Genomic DNA, 20,486 nt, shown 5'->3' with positions numbered 1-20,486 from the left:
GGCACAAAAGTACTCTTTTTATTCTAAATGGGCAAATGTTCTTTTGCTTTTTTATTCTTTTAGTGCAGATTGTACTTTTGGCCTATTGGAGAAAAACTGTTTCATCAAGAAGAGACAATTTATGTAGGGATGGTTGTTGTTACAAGATGAATTTCAGTACATAGATACCGGCCAGCATTAGTGCCATGACGAGGCATGCAAATATGACGAGTAGCACAAGACTGTAAGTCAGCATGAGGATAGTGCGCCAAAAGCTTCTCCACCAGGTGCAGCGGTACAATTGTTTGTAATCGCAACAGAATAGGAAGAAAATAAGCCATAAAGGCAGCTCATACAAATCGTCTACCTTTGCATACCCGTTGAAAGGCAGCACGATGATGCTTAGCAGGAGTATCTGGCAAGCTATGTAGGCTTGTATGAATACATGCTCCGTGGTATTGTAGTTTAACTTATATTTCCGGCGTCGGAAGGCAAGTTGGGTAGCAAGTGCAAACAGAGGCAGTGTGGCAATGATGCGGAATGCTTTGTTTCCGTGTCCCCAGCTCTTCATCAGATTCCATACTTTCATTAGGAAAGGAGAGTTCTGGAAGACTTTTTCCAGTCTGTCTCCCACCTCCGAGGTGTCGTTTACAAACTCATCGATGAGGTCGCCATCATCGCTGTTCGATTCGGATACCTGTGTGGCAGAAGTGGAGGCGTTCTTCTCTTCCAGTTTGTTCAGGCTTTTCTCCAGGCTTTTTATAGTGATGGCGAGGGCTCGCTTTTCCTCTTTGCTATAGGTTTTCTCCATCTTTTGGGTAAGCTTCTCTTTAGCGGCAATGATTTCTTCTTTGTCTGTCTGCTCTGTCTTTTCCGTCTTTGCTTTTTTGCTCAGAGCTTCCGGGTCTACCAGTTGCACAGCCATGATATAAAGAGCTGCAAGAATGAAGAGTGTCTGGAACGGGCGAAAATACTCTATACGCTTACCACCGATGAAGTCTCTAATCATGTATCCCGGACGGTAGAGGAGTTCCAGAAGGGTACGTCCAAAACCATTGTCTATATTGAAGAAGCCTCCGGCAATGTTTTTAAGGGCGTTGCTTAGCCGGTAACGTGGAGTGTTTCGGCTTTGTCCGCAACGGTTACAGTAGTTGCCGGTATAGGTGGTGCCACAATTCAGGCAAGTGCAGGTTTCGGTACTCGCAGGAGGAGTTTTCCTTCCTTGTATCAGCTTGATGTGGAATGCACGCAGGCGTACTGCGTAGGGGTGCCACCATGAGTCGATGAAAGTTCTTGCTTTGTTGGGCAGTATCCTTCTTTTTTGGAGGATGCCCCACAATGTCAGTATGAAGACAACCGGGAAGAAGTTGCTGTCGTCGGTCATGTCCAGCTCTTCAATAGCCAACCAAAAGAGTGTCAATAGAAGGAGGATTTGCCAGGCATTTATCCTTTTCTGTTTCCGGGGAGAAGTGGCATACATATTTTCCGGTCGGATGGGGCTTTCAATCTTGAATATGGAGGGATGCTCCTCCTGAACTGCCAGCAGTTCTTCCAAAGTGCTCATTATTTTCCGGTGTGGGTACTTTTCCAATTCTTTGGCAGTGGTTACTCCGTGGGTGACCCCGGCAAAGTCTACTCCGGCCGCTTGGGCTGTTTCCGCATCTATCGTGCTGTCACCTATATAGAGGGTATCGGTTTTGCTGACATGTAGCCGCTTAATGGCAAGGAGTAGCCCTTCGGGAGATGGCTTGGCGGTTTTCACGTCTTCACCACCCACGATGATGTCTATAAAATCTTCAGGAAAATGCTGGTCGAGGAGTTCCTTGATGCGGAATCGGTATTTGGTCGAGATGATTCCGATGCGGGCGCCAGAGTCCTTTAGTGCAGTCAGTACAGACTTGGTTTCCAGGAAAAGCACCGTATTGACAGTCATATGCGTATCGGCCTCTTTTCGGTATTCTGCCTTGAATCCTGCCAGTTGTCCGGCATCTGTCACGCCGGTGAGGATGGAAAAAGAGTTTTCCAGAGTCTTGCCGATGGTACGTTTGATGTCGTCATCTGTAACCTCTGTATATCCGTGACGGGTCAGTACGTTGCGGAAACAAGTGACGATTCCGCGGGAAGAATCAGCAAGCGTATAGTCAAAGTCGAAAAGATAGGTCGTGTAATTCATTGTGACTTTTTGTGGCAAAGATAGTGTAAAGTATATTTTTACAAAATAAAAAAGAGGATTAATCGGAATTTTGTATTACTTTTGTTTGCATGAATTCTGTTGAAAAAGTGACAAGATGTGTAAGTGTTTTATCCGGTTAGGTTGTTATACTATACACGTTAACCCTATAATGTTATGAATTTGATAAAATCTTGTTGTTTGTTTGTGGTCTTTTCATCCTTTCTGGCATGTACCCCACAAGTGTCGGATGTGAAGAGTGTGTCTTATACAGAGTTCGTGAACCCCTTTATCGGTACAGATTTTACTGGAAACACCTATCCGGGTGCCCAGGCACCGTTTGGCATGGTGCAACTCAGTCCTGACAACGGACTGCCGGGCTGGGACCGTATTTCCGGATATTTTTATCCAGACAGTACCATTGCAGGCTTCAGCCATACCCATCTCTCCGGAACCGGCGCTGGTGACTTGTATGATATCTCTTTTATGCCGGTGACATTGCCTTATAAGGAGGCGGAAGCTCCGCTCGGCATTCACTCTTTGTTCTCTCATTCGGAAGAGTCGGCAAGCGCCGGATATTACCAGGTGCGTCTGAAAGATTATAATATCAATGTAGAGTTGACGGCCACCGAGCGTTGTGGCATTCAGCGGTATACTTTCCCCAAAGCCGATGCTGCCGTTTTCCTGAATTTGCGGAAAGCCATGAATTGGGATTTTACCAATGATTCTCACATAGAAGTCGTCGATTCGGTAACGGTGCAAGGTTACCGTTACTCTGACGGTTGGGCACGCGACCAGCGCCTCTACTTCCGTACCCGTTTCTCCAAACCGTTTGTTGTGATGCAGCTCGATACAGCTGCCATAGAGAAAGATGGCAAGCGGATAGGGACATCCGTCATTGCACGATTCGACTTTCAGACTAAGGAAGGAGAACAGATTCTTGTTAGTACTGCCATCTCCGGTGTGAGTATGGAAGGGGCGGCACGTAATTTGGCAGCCGAAGTACCCGATGATGATTTCGACAAATACCTGGCAGCTGTGCAGGATGATTGGAACAAACAATTGTCCCGGATAGAAATAAAATGCGATGACCGTGATGAGAAAGTCAAGTTCTATACGGCTTTGTATCATTCGATGATTGCTCCTACCATTTACAGTGATGTGGACGGTGCTTATTACGGTCCCGACAAGCAAGTGCACCGTGCGGAGAGCTGGACAAATTACAGTACTTTCTCCTTGTGGGACACTTACCGTGCGGCTCATCCTCTCTATACCTTTATTGAGCCGGAACGGGTGAACGATATGGTGAAGTCCTTCCTCGCCTTCTTCGAACAGAACGGTCGCCTTCCCGTATGGAATTTTCAGGGGAGCGAGACAGATATGATGATAGGTTACCACTCTGTACCAGTTATTGTAGATGCCTATCTGAAAGGTATTGGGGACTTCGATGCGAAAAAGGCCTTGGAGGCTTGTGTAGCTACTGCCAATATCGATTCTTATCGTGGCATTGGGTTATATAAGAAATATGCTTATGTTCCTTATAATGTGACGGATCAGTATAATTCGGAAAACTGGTCACTTTCTAAAACACTGGAATATGCATACGATGACTATTGTATAGCCCGTATGGCAGAGAAACTGGGCGATAAGGAGGTAGCGGACGAGTTTTATAAGCGTTCCCGTAATTACCGGAATGTTTACAATCCGGTAAGTTCTTTCATGCAGCCCCGTGATGACAAGGGAGAGTTTATCCGGAACTTCTCGCCGGACGACTATACTCCGCACATCTGCGAGAGCAACGGCTGGCAGTACTTCTGGTCTGTACAGCAGGATATTGACGGCTTGATAGCTTTGACCGGAGGTAAGGAACGGTTTGCCCAGAAGCTGGACAGTATGTTTACCTATAATCCTTCTGCAGATGATGAGCTGCCTATTTTCAGCACCGGAATGATTGGCCAGTATGCACATGGAAATGAGCCTAGCCATCACGTCATTTATCTGTTCAATGCTGTGGATCAACCTTGGAAAACCCAGAAATATGCAGCCCGGGTGATGCATGAACTCTACCTGAACACTCCTGCCGGTTTGTGTGGCAACGAGGATTGCGGACAGATGTCTGCTTGGTATGTGTTCAGTGCGATGGGCTTTTATCCGGTAGACCCGGTTGGCGGAAAATATGAAATCGGTACCCCCCTATATCCGGAAATGAAGATGCACCTGCCTGGTGGAAAGACCTTTAAGGTACTGGCACCGGCGGTGAGCAAGGAAAATTGCTACATTCAATCTGTCAAACTCAACGGTAAGAGCTATGACAAAAGTTATATTACGCATGAACAGATAATGGATGGAAGTGTTTTCGAATTTGAAATGGGGGATAAGCCAGGTGATGCATGGTACAGCCCCCGATAACCGGCTAAAATATGGATGAACATTTCGACTTGACATATAAATCCCTTTTCCGCAGGTATTATACCAATCTGCTGTTCTACGCCACACGCATTGTGGGGGAAGAAGATGCGGAAGATGTGGTGCAGGATGTTTTCGTGGAGCTGTGGAAGCGGAAAGATACCATGAAGGTGGGAGAGCAGATTCAGGCTTTTCTGTATAGGGCGGTGTATACCCGTGCCTTGAACGTTCTGAAGCATCGGGACATTGTAAGTGGCTATGAGGCTGTCATGCTCGAAATCCATAAAAAGAGGGTTGAGTTCTATCAACCCGACAGCAATGATGTGGTGAAACGGATAGAGGATGCCGAACTCAGAAGGAAGCTGTCCGATGCCATCAATGAATTGCCGGACAAGTGCCGGATGGTATTCAAACTCAGCTATTTGCATGATATGAAGAATAAGGAGATAGCTGATACGATGGGAGTGTCATTGCGTACGGTGGAGGCTCACATGTACAAAGCTTTGAAGTTGCTGCGCGATAAACTGGGGTATCTGAACCTGATGTTGGCTCTGTTTTTCATCGGGAAAGTAAGTGTTTTTGCGAGCAGCGTTGTTTTATTATCATAATGAAGGAAAGAATGAATAAGTTGAATGAGGAGATATTGGCCAAGTTCCTTATGGGTGAATGTACGGAAGATGAACTTCGTGAGGTGAACGCCTGGCTGGAAGGGTCGGGTGAGAATGCACGCGAATTGTTCAGGCTGGAGGAGATTTACCACTTGGGGAGACTGGGGGATACTTCGAATGCACAAGACATAGAAAAGGTCGAAAAGCGATTGTTTAAAAGGTTGGAACAAGAGAAGACGAAACAATACAAGGTACGGAGGATGGTTGGATGGATGCGGTATGCGGCCGTATTTGTGGGCTTCTTCCTTTTGGGTACTTTCGGCTATCTTTTTTATCAGACTTATAGCCAGCCGGAAACATTACTGGCTGTCACCACTCATGATAAGATTAAGGAACTGAAACTGCCGGATGGCACAAAAGTCTGGCTGAATAAAAATACTACCTTGAAATATCCGTATGAGTTTGCAGGGAAGGGAAGAAAGGTTTATCTGGAAGGAGAAGGATATTTTGAGGTAATGAGGAATCCGGAAAAACCGTTTGTCGTACAGAGTGAGGCCATGCAGGTCAGAGTATTGGGAACTGTTTTCAACCTCAAGTCTGACAAGGCTAAGATGTCTGCAGTAGCTACCCTTCTGAAAGGCGAAGTAGAGGTGAAAGGCAATCATGGCGAGGGTATGATTATCCTTGCCCCCGGACAGAAAGCCGAGCTGAACGGAATGACTAGGCGTCTGGTGGTGAAGCAGGTGGATACGGGAATCGAAAACTGGCACAATAATGAGTTTGTCTTTGAGAAGGCTGACCTATACACCATTGCGCGTACATTGGAGAATTCGTATGGGGTGAGGATAATTCTGGCACCGAACATAGATGTAAGCAAGACCTACTCGGGTACACTGAAGAAAAAAGAGAGTGTGGGGGCTGTGCTGAATCTGATAAAGAATGCCATTCCATTGGAGTATAAAATTGTGGGGAACAGTGTTTTCCTCTCCTCAATGAAGTAGGAAGGCCGCACAAATCCGAGATATGACGAGAAGAATTTATTTAATACTAACAACTTTCTAATATTATGCGAAAATTAATCCTATTGTTTCTTTTTGTGAGCAGTTCCTTGTGGCTGCATGCCAAGGACTTTACCCAGTATGTCAGTCCTCTTGTCGGCACGCAGTCTACTTTCGAGCTTTCCACCGGTAATACCTATCCTGCGATCGCACGTCCCTGGGGTATGAACTTCTGGACTCCTCAGACTGGTAAGATGGGTGACGGCTGGCAATACGTCTATACCGCGAACAAGATCCGTGGTTTCAAGCAGACACACCAGCCCAGTCCCTGGATTAACGACTACGGGCAGTTCTCCATCATGCCGGTGGTTGGCAAGCCCGAGTTTGATGAGGAGAAGCGTGCAAGCTGGTTCTCCCACAAGGGCGAAGTGGCACTTCCTCATTATTATAAGGTATATCTTGCCGAACACGATGTGGTTACCGAGTTCACCCCTACCGACCGTGCCGTATTGTTCCGTTTCACTTTCCCTGAAAATGATCATTCATACGTTGTTGTTGATGCCTTTGACAAGGGCTCTTATGTGAAGATACTTCCGGAACAGAATCGTATTATCGGTTATACTACCCGTAACAGCGGCGGTGTTCCCGAGAACTTCAAGAACTATTTCGTGATAGAGTTCGACAAGCCTTTTACTTATAAGGCGTCTGTAGCCGATGGCGTCTTGACCGAGAATAAGGTTGAGCAGGAAGCCGGACACGCCGGTGCTGTTATCGGCTTCAAAACCCGCAAGGGTGAAGTGGTACATGCCCGTGTAGCCTCTTCTTTCATCAGTTTTGAGCAGGCTGACCGTAACTTGAAGGAGCTTGGCAATGACAATTTGGAAACATTGGTTCAGAAAGGTCAGGATGCCTGGAACAAGGTGCTGGGCCGTATTGATGTGGAAGGCGGAACCCTTGACCAGTACCGTACTTTCTACTCATGTTTGTATCGTTCCTTGTTATTCCCCCGTGCATTCTATGAACTGGATGAGGCGGGAAGTCCTATTCATTACAGCCCTTACAATGGTCAGGTGCTGCCCGGTTATATGTATACGGATACCGGTTTCTGGGATACTTTCCGCTGTCTCTTTCCATTCCTTAATCTGATGTATCCGTCAGTGAACAGGCAGATTCAGGAAGGTCTTGTCAACACCTATAAGGAAAGCGGTTTCTTCCCCGAATGGGCAAGTCCGGGTCACCGTGGCTGTATGATTGGCAACAACTCTGCTTCCGTACTGGCAGATGCCTATCTGAAAGGTGTGAAGGTGGAGGATGTGCAGACGCTGTACGAAGGTCTCATCAACGGTACAAAGAATGTCCATCCCGAGGTCTCTTCTACGGGTCGCCTCGGCTATGAGTATTACAATAAGCTTGGTTATGTTCCCTACGATGTGAAAATCAACGAGAACACTGCCCGTACTTTGGAGTATGCTTATAATGACTGGTGCATCTACCGCATGGCAAAAGAGTTGAACCGTCCGAAGAAGGAGCAGAAACTCTTTGCGGAACGTGCCATGAACTATAGGAATGTGTTTGATAAGGAAAGCAAGCTGATGCGTGGTCGTAATCAAGACGGCCAGTTCCAGGCTCCTTTCTCTCCATTGAAGTGGGGTGACGCCTTTACTGAAGGTAACAGTTGGCACTATTCCTGGTCTGTATTCCACGACCCTCAAGGTCTGATAGACTTGATGGGTGGCAAGGAATCTTTCGTGGAGATGCTTGACTCTGTATTTATTGTTCCACCCTTGTTCGATGACAGCTATTACGGCCAGGTAATCCATGAAATCCGTGAGATGACAGTGATGAATATGGGTAACTATGCCCATGGCAACCAGCCCATCCAGCACATGATTTACCTTTATAATTATGCCGGGGAGCCTTGGAAGGCCCAATATTGGCTTCGTCAGGTAATGAACCGCATGTACACTGCCGGTCCCGACGGTTATTGCGGTGACGAGGACAACGGTCAGACTTCTGCGTGGTATGTCTTCTCTGCACTTGGTTTCTATCCGGTTTGCCCTGGTACGGACGAGTATGTACTGGGCGCCCCTCTGTTCCGTAAGGCTACCCTCCATTTCGAGAACGGTAAGTCCCTGACAATTGACGCTCCGGATAACTCACCGGAGAACATGTATATCGAGTCTCTCAAGGTGAACGGCGTGGATTATTCCAGGAATTATCTGACGCATGGCAATTTGCAGAATGGCGGTACCTTGAGGTTTGATATGGGCAGCCAGCCTAATATGAAGAGAGGTACGCAGCCGGAAGATTATCCTTATTCTTTCTCGAATGAACTGAAGAAGTAAAGAATAGTAATAATATAGTAAGAAAAGGGTTGCCTCGAAAATAAGTTGATATATCATTTTGTTATTTACTATCTGTATTATAGGTGTTTTTCTTGAATCAGGTGGAAATAATTATTTACTTCGTTAGTAATATTGAGCAAAATGATATATCAACTTATTTTCGGGGTAACTCTTTTTTTTTAGGATTAATGATAAAAAAGATACTTTTTCAGTAAGTGTATTTTCATTGTCTGTTGTTTTATATAGGAATGCGAGAGAATGAATCTCTCGAAGTAATTTATTGTATAACCTATAAATTGTGTTTATGAAAGACAATTATGCTTTTCGGAGTTCGACGTTCATGCGGGCTTTATTAGTTTTGTTGTTCATGGCAGTTTCTATCCAGTGGGGCTTTGCCCAATTAAACCTGAATGTGTCTCGCGGCACATTGAGGACAGTCATTGAACAAATCAAGTCTCAATCCAAGTATCAATTTTTTTATGACGACAAACTGGCTGCGTTGCCGGTAGAAAACGTCAAAGTGAACAATGCGTCTATAGAAGATGCTTTGAATGTTATTCTCAAAGGGAAAGACATTTCCTATAAAGTGGAGGATAACATCGTTTATCTTTCTGAAAAGTCTGCTGCTCCTCAAGAGGGCAACCAACAAGGGAAAGAACGGACGATTACCGGAGTCGTGTCAGATGACATGGGACCTCTGATTGGTGTGAATGTATTGATAAAAGGTACCAGCAACGGGTGCATTACCGACCTCGACGGTAACTTTACGTTGACCACTACGGAAGCGAATCCGGTGATCGTATTCTCTTATATCGGTTATACTACTCAGGAAATTCCCGTGAAAGGTAATGCACCGATTAATGTGATGATGGCCGGAGATACCCAACAGCTTGAAGAAGTTGTGGTTACTGCCCTAGGTATCAAGCGTTCGGAAAAGGCATTGTCCTACAATGTACAGCAGGTGAATACAGATGCCATTACTTCCAATAAAGACGCCAACTTTGTGAACTCATTGAGTGGTAAAGTAGCAGGTGTGAATATCAATGCTTCTTCATCCGGTGTGGGTGGCGTGTCAAAGGTAGTGATGCGTGGTACGAAATCCATCATGCAGTCTTCCAATGCACTTTATGTAATTGACGGTGTGCCTATTTTCTCTGGCCGTGGTACTGCCGGAGGTAAGGAGTTCGACTCCCAGGGATCTTCAGAACCGATTGCTGACATCAACCCGGAAGACATCGAGTCAATGTCGGTCTTGACTGGCGCCGCCGCTGCTGCCTTGTACGGTTCGGAAGCTGCCAACGGTGCCATTGTCATCACTACAAAGAAAGGTAAAGAAGGTAAGGTGAGTCTTACTGTCAGCAGCAATACTGAATTCACCAATCCGTTTGTGATGCCGAGCTTCCAAAACCGGTATGGTACGGGAACCGGTGGTGTGATGAGCACTTCAGGAGCCATGAGCTGGGGAGCTCCTTTGTCTGCAGCCAATAATTACAATTACAGTCCGAAAGATGATTATTTCCAGACGGGTATTGTAGGGACGGAAAGCATCTCTTTGTCAACTGGTACAGAAAAAAACCAGACGTATGCATCGGCTGCTGCCGTAAACTCTAAGGGTATTGTTCCCAACAACAAATACAACCGTTACAACTTCACGGTACGTAATACCACTACTTTCTTGGACGACAAGATGACTTTGGACTTCGGTGCAAGCTATATTCTGCAGAATGACCAGAACATGACGAACCAGGGTACCTACAATAACCCGTTGGTGGGTGCTTATTTGTTCCCGCGCAGCAACGACTGGTCGGATATCAGCATGTATGAGCGCTATGACGCTGCCCGTAAGATTTATACGCAATATTGGCCGGTAGGGGACGAAGGTATGGTAATGCAGAATCCTTATTGGATTAACTACCGCAATTTGCGCCAGAACAAGAAGGATCGCTATATGCTGAATGCCGGTTTGAGCTATAAGATTCTGGACTGGCTGACTGTTTCAGGACGTGTACGTTTGGATAACTCCAATAATGACTATACAGAAAAGTTTTATGCTTCTACCAATACTCAGCTCACCGAGAGTTCTTCACGAGGTCTTTATGGTATTACTAAGACGCAGGACAAACAGTTGTATGCTGACTTCCTGGTGAGTATCAACAAATATTTCGGTGAAGACTGGTCACTCCAGGCCAACGTCGGTGGTTCATTCTCCGATATACGTTCGGATGCAATGAAAACACGTGGTCCGATTGCTGACGGTGGTGATGCTTTCGGTGGTGAACCGGTAGGTCTAACCAACTACTTTGCTATCCAGAACCTGAGTGCCAGCAAGACACAGCGCTTGCAGGAGGGATGGCGTGAACAGACTCAGTCTCTCTTCGCTTCGGCTGAGCTTGGTTACAAGAATACTTACTTCTTGACGCTGACCGGACGTAACGACTGGCCTTCACAGTTGGCAGGTCCCAACTCCAACAGTAAATCATTCTTTTATCCTTCAGTCGGTGGTTCTGTTGTACTGTCTGAACTGATGCCTAACTTGAACAAAGATTATCTTTCTTTTATAAAGGTTCGTGGTTCATGGGCATCTGTTGGTAGTGCTTTCTCCAGATACTTGGCTAATCCTCACTACGAATGGAATTCAAGTTCCGGTCAATGGAGTATCACGACTCAATATCCGTTGTATAATCTGAAGCCTGAGCGTACCAATTCTTGGGAAATCGGTTTGAACATGCGTTTCCTCAAAAATTTTGAATTGGATGTGACATATTACAATGCCAAGACTATGAATCAGACATTCAATCCGCAGTTGCCTGTCAGCGGTTGGTCGGCTTTGTATATCCAGACCGGTGCCGTACGTAACTCCGGTATTGAGTTGTCACTGAACTATAAGAATACTTGGAAGGACTTTACATGGGATACTGGTATAACTTTTTCCAGCAACAAGAATAAGATTTTGACACTGGCAGACAAAGCCATCAACCCCGTTACCGGTGAGTTGTTCTCTTTGAGCACGTTGAATATGGGTGGTTTAGGTGATGCCCGCTTCTTGCTGAAAGAGGGAGGAAGCATGGGGGACCTTTACTCTCTGAGAGATATGAAGCGTGATGCCAATGGACAGATTTTTGTAGACCAGAACGGAGCAGTTGCTACGGAAACCATTACCGATCCTGACAAATACATCAAATTGGGAAGTGTACTTCCTAAGGGGAATTTGGCTTGGCGTAACAACTTCATCTGGAAGAATTTCACAGCAGGCTTTTTGATTTCAGCCCGTTTGGGTGGTGTGGTCTACTCACGTACACAAGCCATGTTGGATTACTATGGTGTGTCTGAGGCTTCTGCGGATGCACGTGATTTAGGTTACGTATTGGTGAATGGCAAGGACAAGGTAAATCCCGAAACATGGTATGGTGTAGTCGGTAGTGGTACAGCTGTTCCCCAATACTATACTTACTCTGCTACCAACGTTCGCCTGCAGGAAGTTTCCTTGGGTTACACTATTCCCAAAAAGTTGTTGAACGATGTGTGTGATATCAAGGTTTCGTTGGTAGGCCGCAACTTATGGATGATTTACAGCAAGGCTCCTTTCGATCCAGAAAGTGTGGCTTCTACCGATAACTTCTATCAGGGAATCGACTATTTCATGATGCCGGCTTTGCGTAACATCGGCTTTAGCTTGAGCTTTAAATTTTAATACCAAACGATATGAAAAAGAGAAATATAATAAATAAATTGATTATTGCTCCATTGGTTATGGGCTTTATGTCCTGCACCGGCAATTATATGGATATCAATTCCAATCCTTATCAACCGGGCGATTTGACTCCCGATGATTATGCACTGGGTTCTGCCATGAGTAACTTGGCAAGTACGGTTATTTCGTCAGACGTCAATACGGCACAATTTACCGATTGTTTGTTGGGCGGACCGTTGGGAGGTTATTTTGCCGATTCAAATGCCGGCTGGTCCAATACAATATCCAATTTTAATGCTACGAATGACTGGACACGCGTATTCTTGATGAGTGACCGTATCATCTCGACATTATATGCTAACTTGAGCACAGTGAAACAAGTATCGGAGAATACCAACAATCCGGTTCCCTATGCTATTGCACAAATCATAAAGGTTGCTGCCATGAGCCGCGTGACTGATACATACGGTCCCATCCCTTATTCCAAGATTGGTCAGGATGGCAAGATAACTATTCCTTATGATACGCAGGAAGAAGTCTACAATGCATTCTTCAAGGAACTGGACGAGTCCATTGAGGTGCTGACCGAGAACAGAAACGCGGCGTTGGTCGCTTCTGCAGACTTCGTATACAGCGGTAATGTACAGAAATGGGTGAAATTTGCCAACTCGTTGAAGTTGCGTCTGGCTATCCGCATTGCCAATGTAAGTCCTGCCAAGGCCAAAGAGATGGCTGAAAGCGCAGTGAATCATGAACTGGGCTTGATTGAAACAAATGCAGACAATGCTACATGGAAGTATTTCGGAACAATCAGCAACCCGCTGTTTATGGCAGTGCGTTATAATGAAGAAGCATCAGGCGGTGATACCCATCCTGCTGCTGACATCATCTGTTACATGAACGGTTACAATGACAATCGCCGCGCCAGCTATTTTGAAGAATCCAAATGGGAGGGAGAGTCTTATGTAGGATTACGCCGTGGTATCGATCTCAGCAAAGCGAGGGAATCTTTCATAAATTATTCACGGGTGAAGATTTCCTCTTCAGACCCTGTGCTTTGGATGAATGCAGCGGAAGTTGCCTTCTTGCGCGCTGAAGCTACTGCAGTCTATGGTTTCAGCATGAAAGGAACTGCGGCTGATTTTTATGAACAAGGTGTCCGCCTTTCTTTTGAACAATGGGGAGCTACGGGGGTAGATAGTTATCTGGCTGATGAAAGCAGTGTCCCTGCCCTTTATAAGGATCCTGCTGGTCTTAATACGTATGAAAAGAACCTTTCAAACATTACCATCAAATGGAATGAGGGAGCATCCAAAGAGGAAAAGCAGGAGCGTATCATTACTCAGAAATGGATTGCTAACTGGCCGTTAGGCAACGAGGCTTGGGCTGATTACCGTCGTACGGGTTATCCCAAACTGTTGCCTGCAACCAGCGAAGGCAATAAGAGTAATGGAATTGTTGACAGCGAGAAAGGTGCACGTCGCATGCCTTATCCTTCTGAAGAATATACAAATAATACTGAAAACGTGCAGGATGCAGTAAGCAATTATCTGGGTGGACCGGACAACATGGCTACTGATGTATGGTGGGCACGTAAATAATAACAATAAATGCTGAATAATTATGAAATTATATAAGAAATCATTTAAAGGAATTGCGCTGGCAGCTTTTTCCGTATTGGCATTGTCTGCCTGCTCCGACTGGACAGATACAGAAAGCATCAATTTGGCAGAACCCGGAATCGACGAACAGTCTCCCGAATTGTATGCCAAGTATCTGAAGAACTTGCAGGAATATAAGAATTCTGACCATAAGATTGTGTACGGCTGGTTTGATAATAGTGAGAAAGTTCCTTTCAGTCGTGGGCAACACATGTCAGATGTGCCTGACAGTCTGGACGTAATTATTGTGACTACTCCCGATTTAGTGGAATTCGAACTGAAAGACATTGTAAGTGTACACGAGAAAGGAACAAAAGTATTCTACTCTATCAGTTATGACAATATCTTGAAGGAACATACCGACAAGGTGAAGGAAGGAACGGAAACGTCCACATTCTCGGCTTATCTTTCTGCTGAGTTGAACAGATTGATTGCTCTGGAAGCTCCTTTCGACGGCATTGTTGCTGAATATCGCGGCAGCAATCCTATCTACATGTCCGAAGCTGACAAGGCTGAAGCAAAGGCAAATCAAGATACCTTTTTCAGTGTGATAGCCAACTGGAAGAGCGCCAATTCGGGTAAGAAGCTGGTGTTCCAGGGGTATCCTGCCAACCTGATAGGTCAGTCTGTACTGTCTTCTTGTGACCATATCATCTTGATTACAAATGATGTCACGGATGTTGCCCAACTGGGGATAGAAGCGCTTCAGGCCTTGATGGCAGACGGTGTTCCGGCTGACCGCTTCATTGTATCGGCATCTACCATCTCTCTGGATACAACTGATAAGACTACCGGATATTACAATGCTTTGAGAGCTCTGTCGGAAGCCGCTTATTGGGTGACAGAGCCGTCTGCTGAGTTTATAAAAGCTGGTTTGGCTATTGAGAACATGCAGAATGATTACTACAATGCAACCAATACCTACCAATACGTGAGAGAAGCTATCAATATTATGAATCCTGCTCCTAAAAAATAAAAGAATATCATGAAACTGAAAAGTATATATTTAGTATCGATGGCATTATTGGCAGGTGTATTTGCTGCTTGTAATGATAATGACGTTGAGAATTTCGATAATCAGGTGTATATCAACAGCTCGGCGATGACCAGCACTGTGTTGTTGAAAAACACAGTTTCCGATACGGAAGGTTCATTCCGGATTTCAATGGCTCGCCCTGAATCACGGGACATAACTATTTCCTTGAAGGCGGACCCTTCCTTGGTAGCTACTTATAACGCCACCTATTATGACACAGCCGAGGCGCTGCCGGAAAATTATTATACGGTAGAAACTCCGCAGGCTACCATTTTGGCCGGTGCTGTCATTTCAGATGACATCACTGTCAGCTTCAAGAACTTGACGGAACTGGACCGTGAGAAGGTATATGTATTGCCGGTTACGGTAGACCAGGCAAGTATCGGAGTCTTGAAGAGCTCCGGTACTATGTACTACGTGCTGAAGGGTGCTGCATTGATTAATACGGTTCCTGATATTACCAAGAATCTGGTTTACGTAACTTGGACCAATCCGGATGTAGCCAATAATATGAATAAACTGACGGCAGAAGCGTTGATTCGCGTAAGCAAGTTCGACAAGATGCTGACTTCCATTATGGGTATCGAAGGCAAGTTCCTGCTCCGTATCGGTGATGCCGGAATTCCTCAGAACCAATTGCAGGTGGCTACAAGCAGTGGCAATGTGACTGATGAGAGTCTGGCTATTCCGACAAATGAATGGACACATATAGCTGTGACCTACGATGCGGATGCAAAAACTGTTATAGTTTACATCAATGGTAAGAATATGTTGGAGACTACTTTGGACTGCGGTGCTGTGAACTGGGGGCAGACTATGACTGATGAAGGTAACGGATTCTGGATTGGTCATTCATACAATCGTGACCGCTGGTTGGAAGGTAACATCTCAGAGGTACGTATCTGGAACAAGGTGTTGACATCAGCAGAAATCAATGCAAAGGACCACTTCTACCAGGTAGATCCGGATGCTGACGGACTGGTTTCTTACTGGAAGTTCGATGAAGGTGCCGGTACTGCCATTCATGACTATAGCGGAAATGAGAACAATGCTACTGCAGTTGAACCATTGACTTGGACTGCTGTGGAACTGCCCGCCAAATAATTTAGTTATACCTTAATTCAAATAAAAAGATATTGATTATGAAATATATGAATCATGTAAAATCAGGCTTGCTGGCAATGGCTTTTGCATGTGCAGGAATATGCTTTACCGGTTGTGAAGATGATGTTGTCATCAACACCGGCAACAGCGACAAGCTGGATACTGTGGATGGCGTGTATGGTTATGTAAAGTCTGCCGCTGGTGCACGTGAACTTACTCCGATTTCCGTTTTTGGCGACAAGGTTGCTACCGGACATCTCTATTTTGAACTGAGCAAAGCTGCAGAGCAGGATGTTACGGTGACCTTCAAAGTGGACGAAGACGTTTTGGAAGCTTATAATAAGAAGAATGGAACAAGCTATAAAATGTATCCCGCCGATAAGTTGAGTCTGGCGAACGGTGGAACTGTCATTATCAAGGCGGGCGAACAGAAGTCGGCTTCTGTGGAACTGAATATCAATGCAGGAGGCACAATCGGACAAACTTATGCTGTTGCCGTTTCTGCATCTGCCAATAACGGTGTGGAAGTTTCTACAAACAATCAGGAATATATTTACTTGGTAAAGCCTTTGGCTGCTATTCCTGAGAGTATCAGTAAGGGTGATATACTTACACATTGCTTTGTGGAAGTAAATGACGAGAACATCTTGAATATGGGTGAATATACCATGAAGAGCGACGGAAAGCCTTTCTTTGATGTAGTCAGCATTTTTGCTGCCAATATCAATGTGGATAGCAAGACCGGTCGCGTACATGTTTTTTGCAATGACCAGGTTTCTTTCTTGCTGAGAAATGCGGATAAGTTCATCCGTCCTTTGCAGGCTAAGGGCATTAAGGTGGCTATGACTATTCTTGGCAACCATGATGAGGCCGGTATGGGTAACCTTTCTGAAGCTGCCGCCAAAGACTTTGCCAAGGAACTGAAGGCTTATTTGGATATCTATGGTTTGGATGGCATTGACTTTGATGATGAGTACACCAGTTACAACAACTCCAACCCCAGTCCCGGCTTCGAAAAACGTTCACGTGCCAACTTCGCACGTTTGGTTTATGAGTGCCGCCAGGTATTTGGAGATAAACTGATCGGTGTGTATGAATATGGTTCGCTTGATTCTCCCGATGGCGAGGTAGAAGGTGTGAAAGTTGGTGATATTGTGGACTATATGACCTATGGTTATTACCAGAATCAGAATCCTAATGGAGCTTTTGGCCGTGAAGCGTCTCATTTTGAGAACCTGCCCAAATCCAAGTATGCTCCGCTGCCTTGGAAGATTAATGATGAGTTGAACGGAGGTTGGAATGGATTTGACAAGAGCAAATTCCAAAAAGTGAAAGATGAAGGTTATGGCATTCAGATGTTCTACAATCCCAAACCGCTGATGTATCAGTATTATACGCTGCTTTCGGAAATAAGTAAAGTACTTTTTGATGATGAAGTGGAGTGGAGCGGTAAGTACTGGAACCGTACTGGTGAAGCTTATCAAGGAAAGATGATGGGCTATGAAGATTTGGTCGGTGAATGGAAAGTAACTTCCAGTAACTCCCTCTTTACCTATGTGGATGAAGAAGGCAATCCTCGCTGGTGGGATTGGAAAGGCAGTCAGGATTTTGAGAAGAATGTAATTATAGAGAAAGATGAAGAAGGTACCGGATATGTAGTTTACAACTGGGGTACTTTCCCCGAAATTACCGGTAAGTATCCGATGCATTGCGATTACTATAACGGTGCACTGCTCATCTATCCGCAAACCATTCATGAGGGCGATGCTGAAGACCCTGCTACCTACAAGATGCATTTCGGTACTTATAGTAATGCCTTCCAGTGGAAAGCATATCCTAAGTATGATAATTATTCCATGGATGGCGATATTGCTCCTAACGGTGATATGCGTATCTATGGTTTGGGCAACAGATGGGCTATCAACCCTTATAAGTATGTAGGCGGTGAGATTGAGAACGACATCTTCCCCGATGTTCCTTACTTCGTGAGTGAGAACTATACGATGAAGAAGGTACGCTGATGCCATGTTTTCCGTAAACTGAGGTTTCGGAAAAATGGATGCTTGAACCTTTTCATACATGAAACAAAGGAGGGCTTTGCTCAAAGTAATGGGGCGGCCCTCCTCAAGCATTCTCATATAACAAGATTCTATTATGAAGCTATACACTTACTTATACAATAAACAATATGAAGAAAAACATGAAATCTAGTTCCATACTGTTGGGCGGACTTTTTCTGCTGGGGGCGGTTTGCAGCTGTACCCAGACGGCACCGGACTATGCGTCTTACGTCAATCCGTTCATCGGTACGGGCGGACATGGGCATACCTATCCCGGAGCGGTAGTTCCCAACGGAATGATTCAGCCCAGCCCCGACACGCGTATCTACGAGTGGGATGCCTGCTCCGGATATTACTATGCAGATACTACTATCAACGGATTTTCACATACTCACGTCAGCGGTACGGGTTGTGCCGATTACGGGGATGTGTTGCTGATGCCCACTGTAGGGCGGCAGGATTACCACTCTATGGGCTCGAAGAGCCAGCAGATGGCGTACGCCTCTGCCTTTTCCCACGAGAATGAAACAGCCGAACCGGGATATTATTCCGTATTTTTGGACCGCTACGGGGTGAAAGCCGAACTGACCTCTACCAAACGTGCGGCGATTCATCGCTATACCTTCCCGAAAGCGGAAGATGCAGGCTTTATCCTCGACTTGGATTATAGCATTCAGCGCCAGAAGAATGAACAGATGGAGCTGGAAGTAATCAGCGATACTGAAATCCGTGGACGCAAGAAGACTGTATATTGGGCTTTCGACCAGTATATCAACTTCTACGCCAAGTTCTCCAAACCATTTACCTATACGCTGGTCACGGACTCCATGGCATTGGACGAAGGCGGTCCGCTTCTGCCTACAGCTAAAGCTTTACTGCAATTCCAGACGGAGCCCAATGAGGAGGTATTGGTAAAGGTAGGTGTGTCTGCCGTGGATATGGACGGTGCCCGCAAGAATGTGGAAGCCGAAATCTCCGGATGGGATTTTGACGGTGTGCGCCGTGCTGCCCGCCAGCAGTGGAACACTTATCTCTCCAAGATTGACATCGATACGAAGGACAACGACCAGCGTACCATGTTCTACACGGCACTTTACCACACGGGCATGCAGCCCAACTTATTTACCGATGCCGACGGACGTTACTTTGGTATGGACTTGAAGCCCCATCAAGGCAGGGTGGACGAGCCTGTCTACACCATTTTCTCTTTATGGGACACTTTCCGTGCCTATCATCCGCTGATGACGATTATCGATCCAGAACTGAACGAGGCCTTCATCCGTTCGCTCATCCAGAAGTCCCGCGAGGGCGGCGTCCTGCCTATGTGGGAACTGGCCGGAAACTATACGGGTACCATGATTGGTTATCATGCAGCTTCCCTCATAGCGGATTCGTATGTAAAGGGATACCGTAACTTCGACGTGCAGGAGGCCTATAAGGCTTGCCTCCGTACGGCAGAATACGATACGACGGGCATTATCACGCATCCTTTGGTTGTGCCGCATCTGATGCCGCAGGCCAAGTACTGGAAGAACAAGATTGGCTACGTGCCTTGCGACAAAGACAATGAGTCCGTGGCAAAAGCGCTGGAGTATGCTTACGATGACTGGTGCATCTCTGTACTGGCAGGTGCCTTGGACGACGAAGTCAACCGCGACAAGTATGCTGCCTTTGCCGAGGGATATAAAGTTTATTTCGATCCGAGTACCCGTTTCATGCGTGGACTGGACAGTGAGGGCAACTGGCGTACGCCTTTCAACCCCCGCGCATCCAATCACCGTAACGATGACTATTGCGAAGGCACTGCCTGGCAGTGGACTTGGTTCGTTCCCCACGATGTAGACGGATTGGTAGAACTGATGGGAGGACGCGACGCTTTCATCGGCAAGTTGGATTCTCTGTTCACTGCCGATTCCAAGCTGGAAGGTGAATCGACTTCGGTGGATATTTCCGGTCTGATAGGCCAGTATGCTCACGGCAATGAGCCGAGCCATCACATTGCCCATCTCTACAACTACGTAGGCCAGCCCTGGCGTACGCAGGAGATTGTGGATGAGGTGCTGCATACGCTTTACTTCAACAACCCCGACGGACTTTCGGGCAATGAAGACTGCGGACAGATGTCTGCATGGTACATTCTGAATGCGATGGGCTTCTATCAGGTATGCCCCGGCAAGTCGGTATATTCCATCGGACGCCCGCTGTTCAACGAGGTGACCGTTCATCTGAAAGACGGCAAGTCGTTCAAGGTGATAGCCCACAACAATAGCCGCGATAACAAGTATGTGCAGAGCATTGTGCTGAACGGCAATAAGCTGGAGACTCCATTCTTCACGCATCAGGATATAGTGGACGGCGGTACACTGGAACTGACTATGGGCAGCGAACCGCTGAAGCCGGAAGAGTAAATGGATTATTATGCTCACAA

The 20,486-nt window shown here is 46.0% G+C and carries 11 protein-coding genes; 10 read left to right on the top strand and 1 reads right to left on the bottom strand.

Annotated elements, in window-relative coordinates:
* Positions 1–139: 139 nt before the first annotated feature.
* Positions 140–2,152, bottom strand: a complete 2,013-nt coding sequence (locus DWY57_RS01785) for an HAD-IA family hydrolase (protein WP_119961245.1) — start codon at positions 2,150–2,152, stop codon at positions 140–142.
* Between the two features lie 174 nt (positions 2,153–2,326).
* Between DWY57_RS01785 and DWY57_RS01780 the strand changes: the two genes are divergently transcribed.
* The 10 genes from DWY57_RS01780 to DWY57_RS01735 all read left to right on the top strand — a co-directional run bounded on the left by DWY57_RS01780 (position 2,327) and on the right by DWY57_RS01735 (position 20,466).
* Positions 2,327–4,558, top strand: coding sequence for a GH92 family glycosyl hydrolase (locus DWY57_RS01780; RefSeq protein WP_117601123.1), 2,232 nt, complete (start codon positions 2,327–2,329; stop codon positions 4,556–4,558).
* A gap of 11 nt (positions 4,559–4,569) precedes the next feature.
* Entirely contained in the window at positions 4,570–5,163 is a 594-nt protein-coding gene (locus DWY57_RS01775) for an RNA polymerase sigma-70 factor (protein WP_117601122.1), read from the top strand.
* Between the two features lie 11 nt (positions 5,164–5,174).
* Positions 5,175–6,164: a FecR domain-containing protein gene (locus tag DWY57_RS01770; protein WP_165491389.1), complete on the top strand. Its 990-nt coding sequence runs from the start codon at positions 5,175–5,177 to the stop codon at positions 6,162–6,164.
* A 65-nt stretch (positions 6,165–6,229) separates the two neighbouring features.
* Positions 6,230–8,506, top strand: coding sequence for a GH92 family glycosyl hydrolase (locus DWY57_RS01765; RefSeq protein WP_117965937.1), 2,277 nt, complete (start codon positions 6,230–6,232; stop codon positions 8,504–8,506).
* Between the two features lie 304 nt (positions 8,507–8,810).
* Positions 8,811–12,197: a TonB-dependent receptor gene (locus DWY57_RS01760; protein WP_117965940.1), complete on the top strand. Its 3,387-nt coding sequence runs from the start codon at positions 8,811–8,813 to the stop codon at positions 12,195–12,197.
* A gap of 11 nt (positions 12,198–12,208) precedes the next feature.
* Positions 12,209–13,798 carry a RagB/SusD family nutrient uptake outer membrane protein gene (locus tag DWY57_RS01755; protein WP_117965943.1) on the top strand — a complete coding sequence of 530 codons (1,590 nt, stop codon included), beginning with the start codon at positions 12,209–12,211 and terminating at the stop codon, positions 13,796–13,798.
* Positions 13,799–13,820: 22 nt separating this feature from the next.
* Entirely contained in the window at positions 13,821–14,834 is a 1,014-nt protein-coding gene (locus DWY57_RS01750; RefSeq protein WP_117965946.1) for a glycoside hydrolase family 18, read from the top strand.
* A gap of 9 nt (positions 14,835–14,843) precedes the next feature.
* Positions 14,844–15,998, top strand: a complete 1,155-nt coding sequence (locus DWY57_RS01745) for a DUF1735 and LamG domain-containing protein (RefSeq protein ID WP_117965949.1) — start codon at positions 14,844–14,846, stop codon at positions 15,996–15,998.
* Positions 15,999–16,036: 38 nt separating this feature from the next.
* A complete protein-coding gene (locus DWY57_RS01740; RefSeq protein WP_117965952.1) occupies positions 16,037–18,019 on the top strand; it encodes a DUF1735 domain-containing protein in 1,983 nt (660 codons plus the stop codon).
* A gap of 167 nt (positions 18,020–18,186) precedes the next feature.
* Positions 18,187–20,466 carry a GH92 family glycosyl hydrolase gene (locus tag DWY57_RS01735; protein WP_119961244.1) on the top strand — a complete coding sequence of 760 codons (2,280 nt, stop codon included), beginning with the start codon at positions 18,187–18,189 and terminating at the stop codon, positions 20,464–20,466.
* Positions 20,467–20,486: the final 20 nt, after the last annotated feature.

The organism is Bacteroides sp. AF25-5LB, from assembly GCF_003602965.1.
Taxonomy (GTDB): Bacteria; Bacteroidota; Bacteroidia; order Bacteroidales; family Bacteroidaceae; genus Bacteroides; species Bacteroides uniformis.
This window is presented reverse-complemented; position numbering and strand designations above follow the sequence as displayed.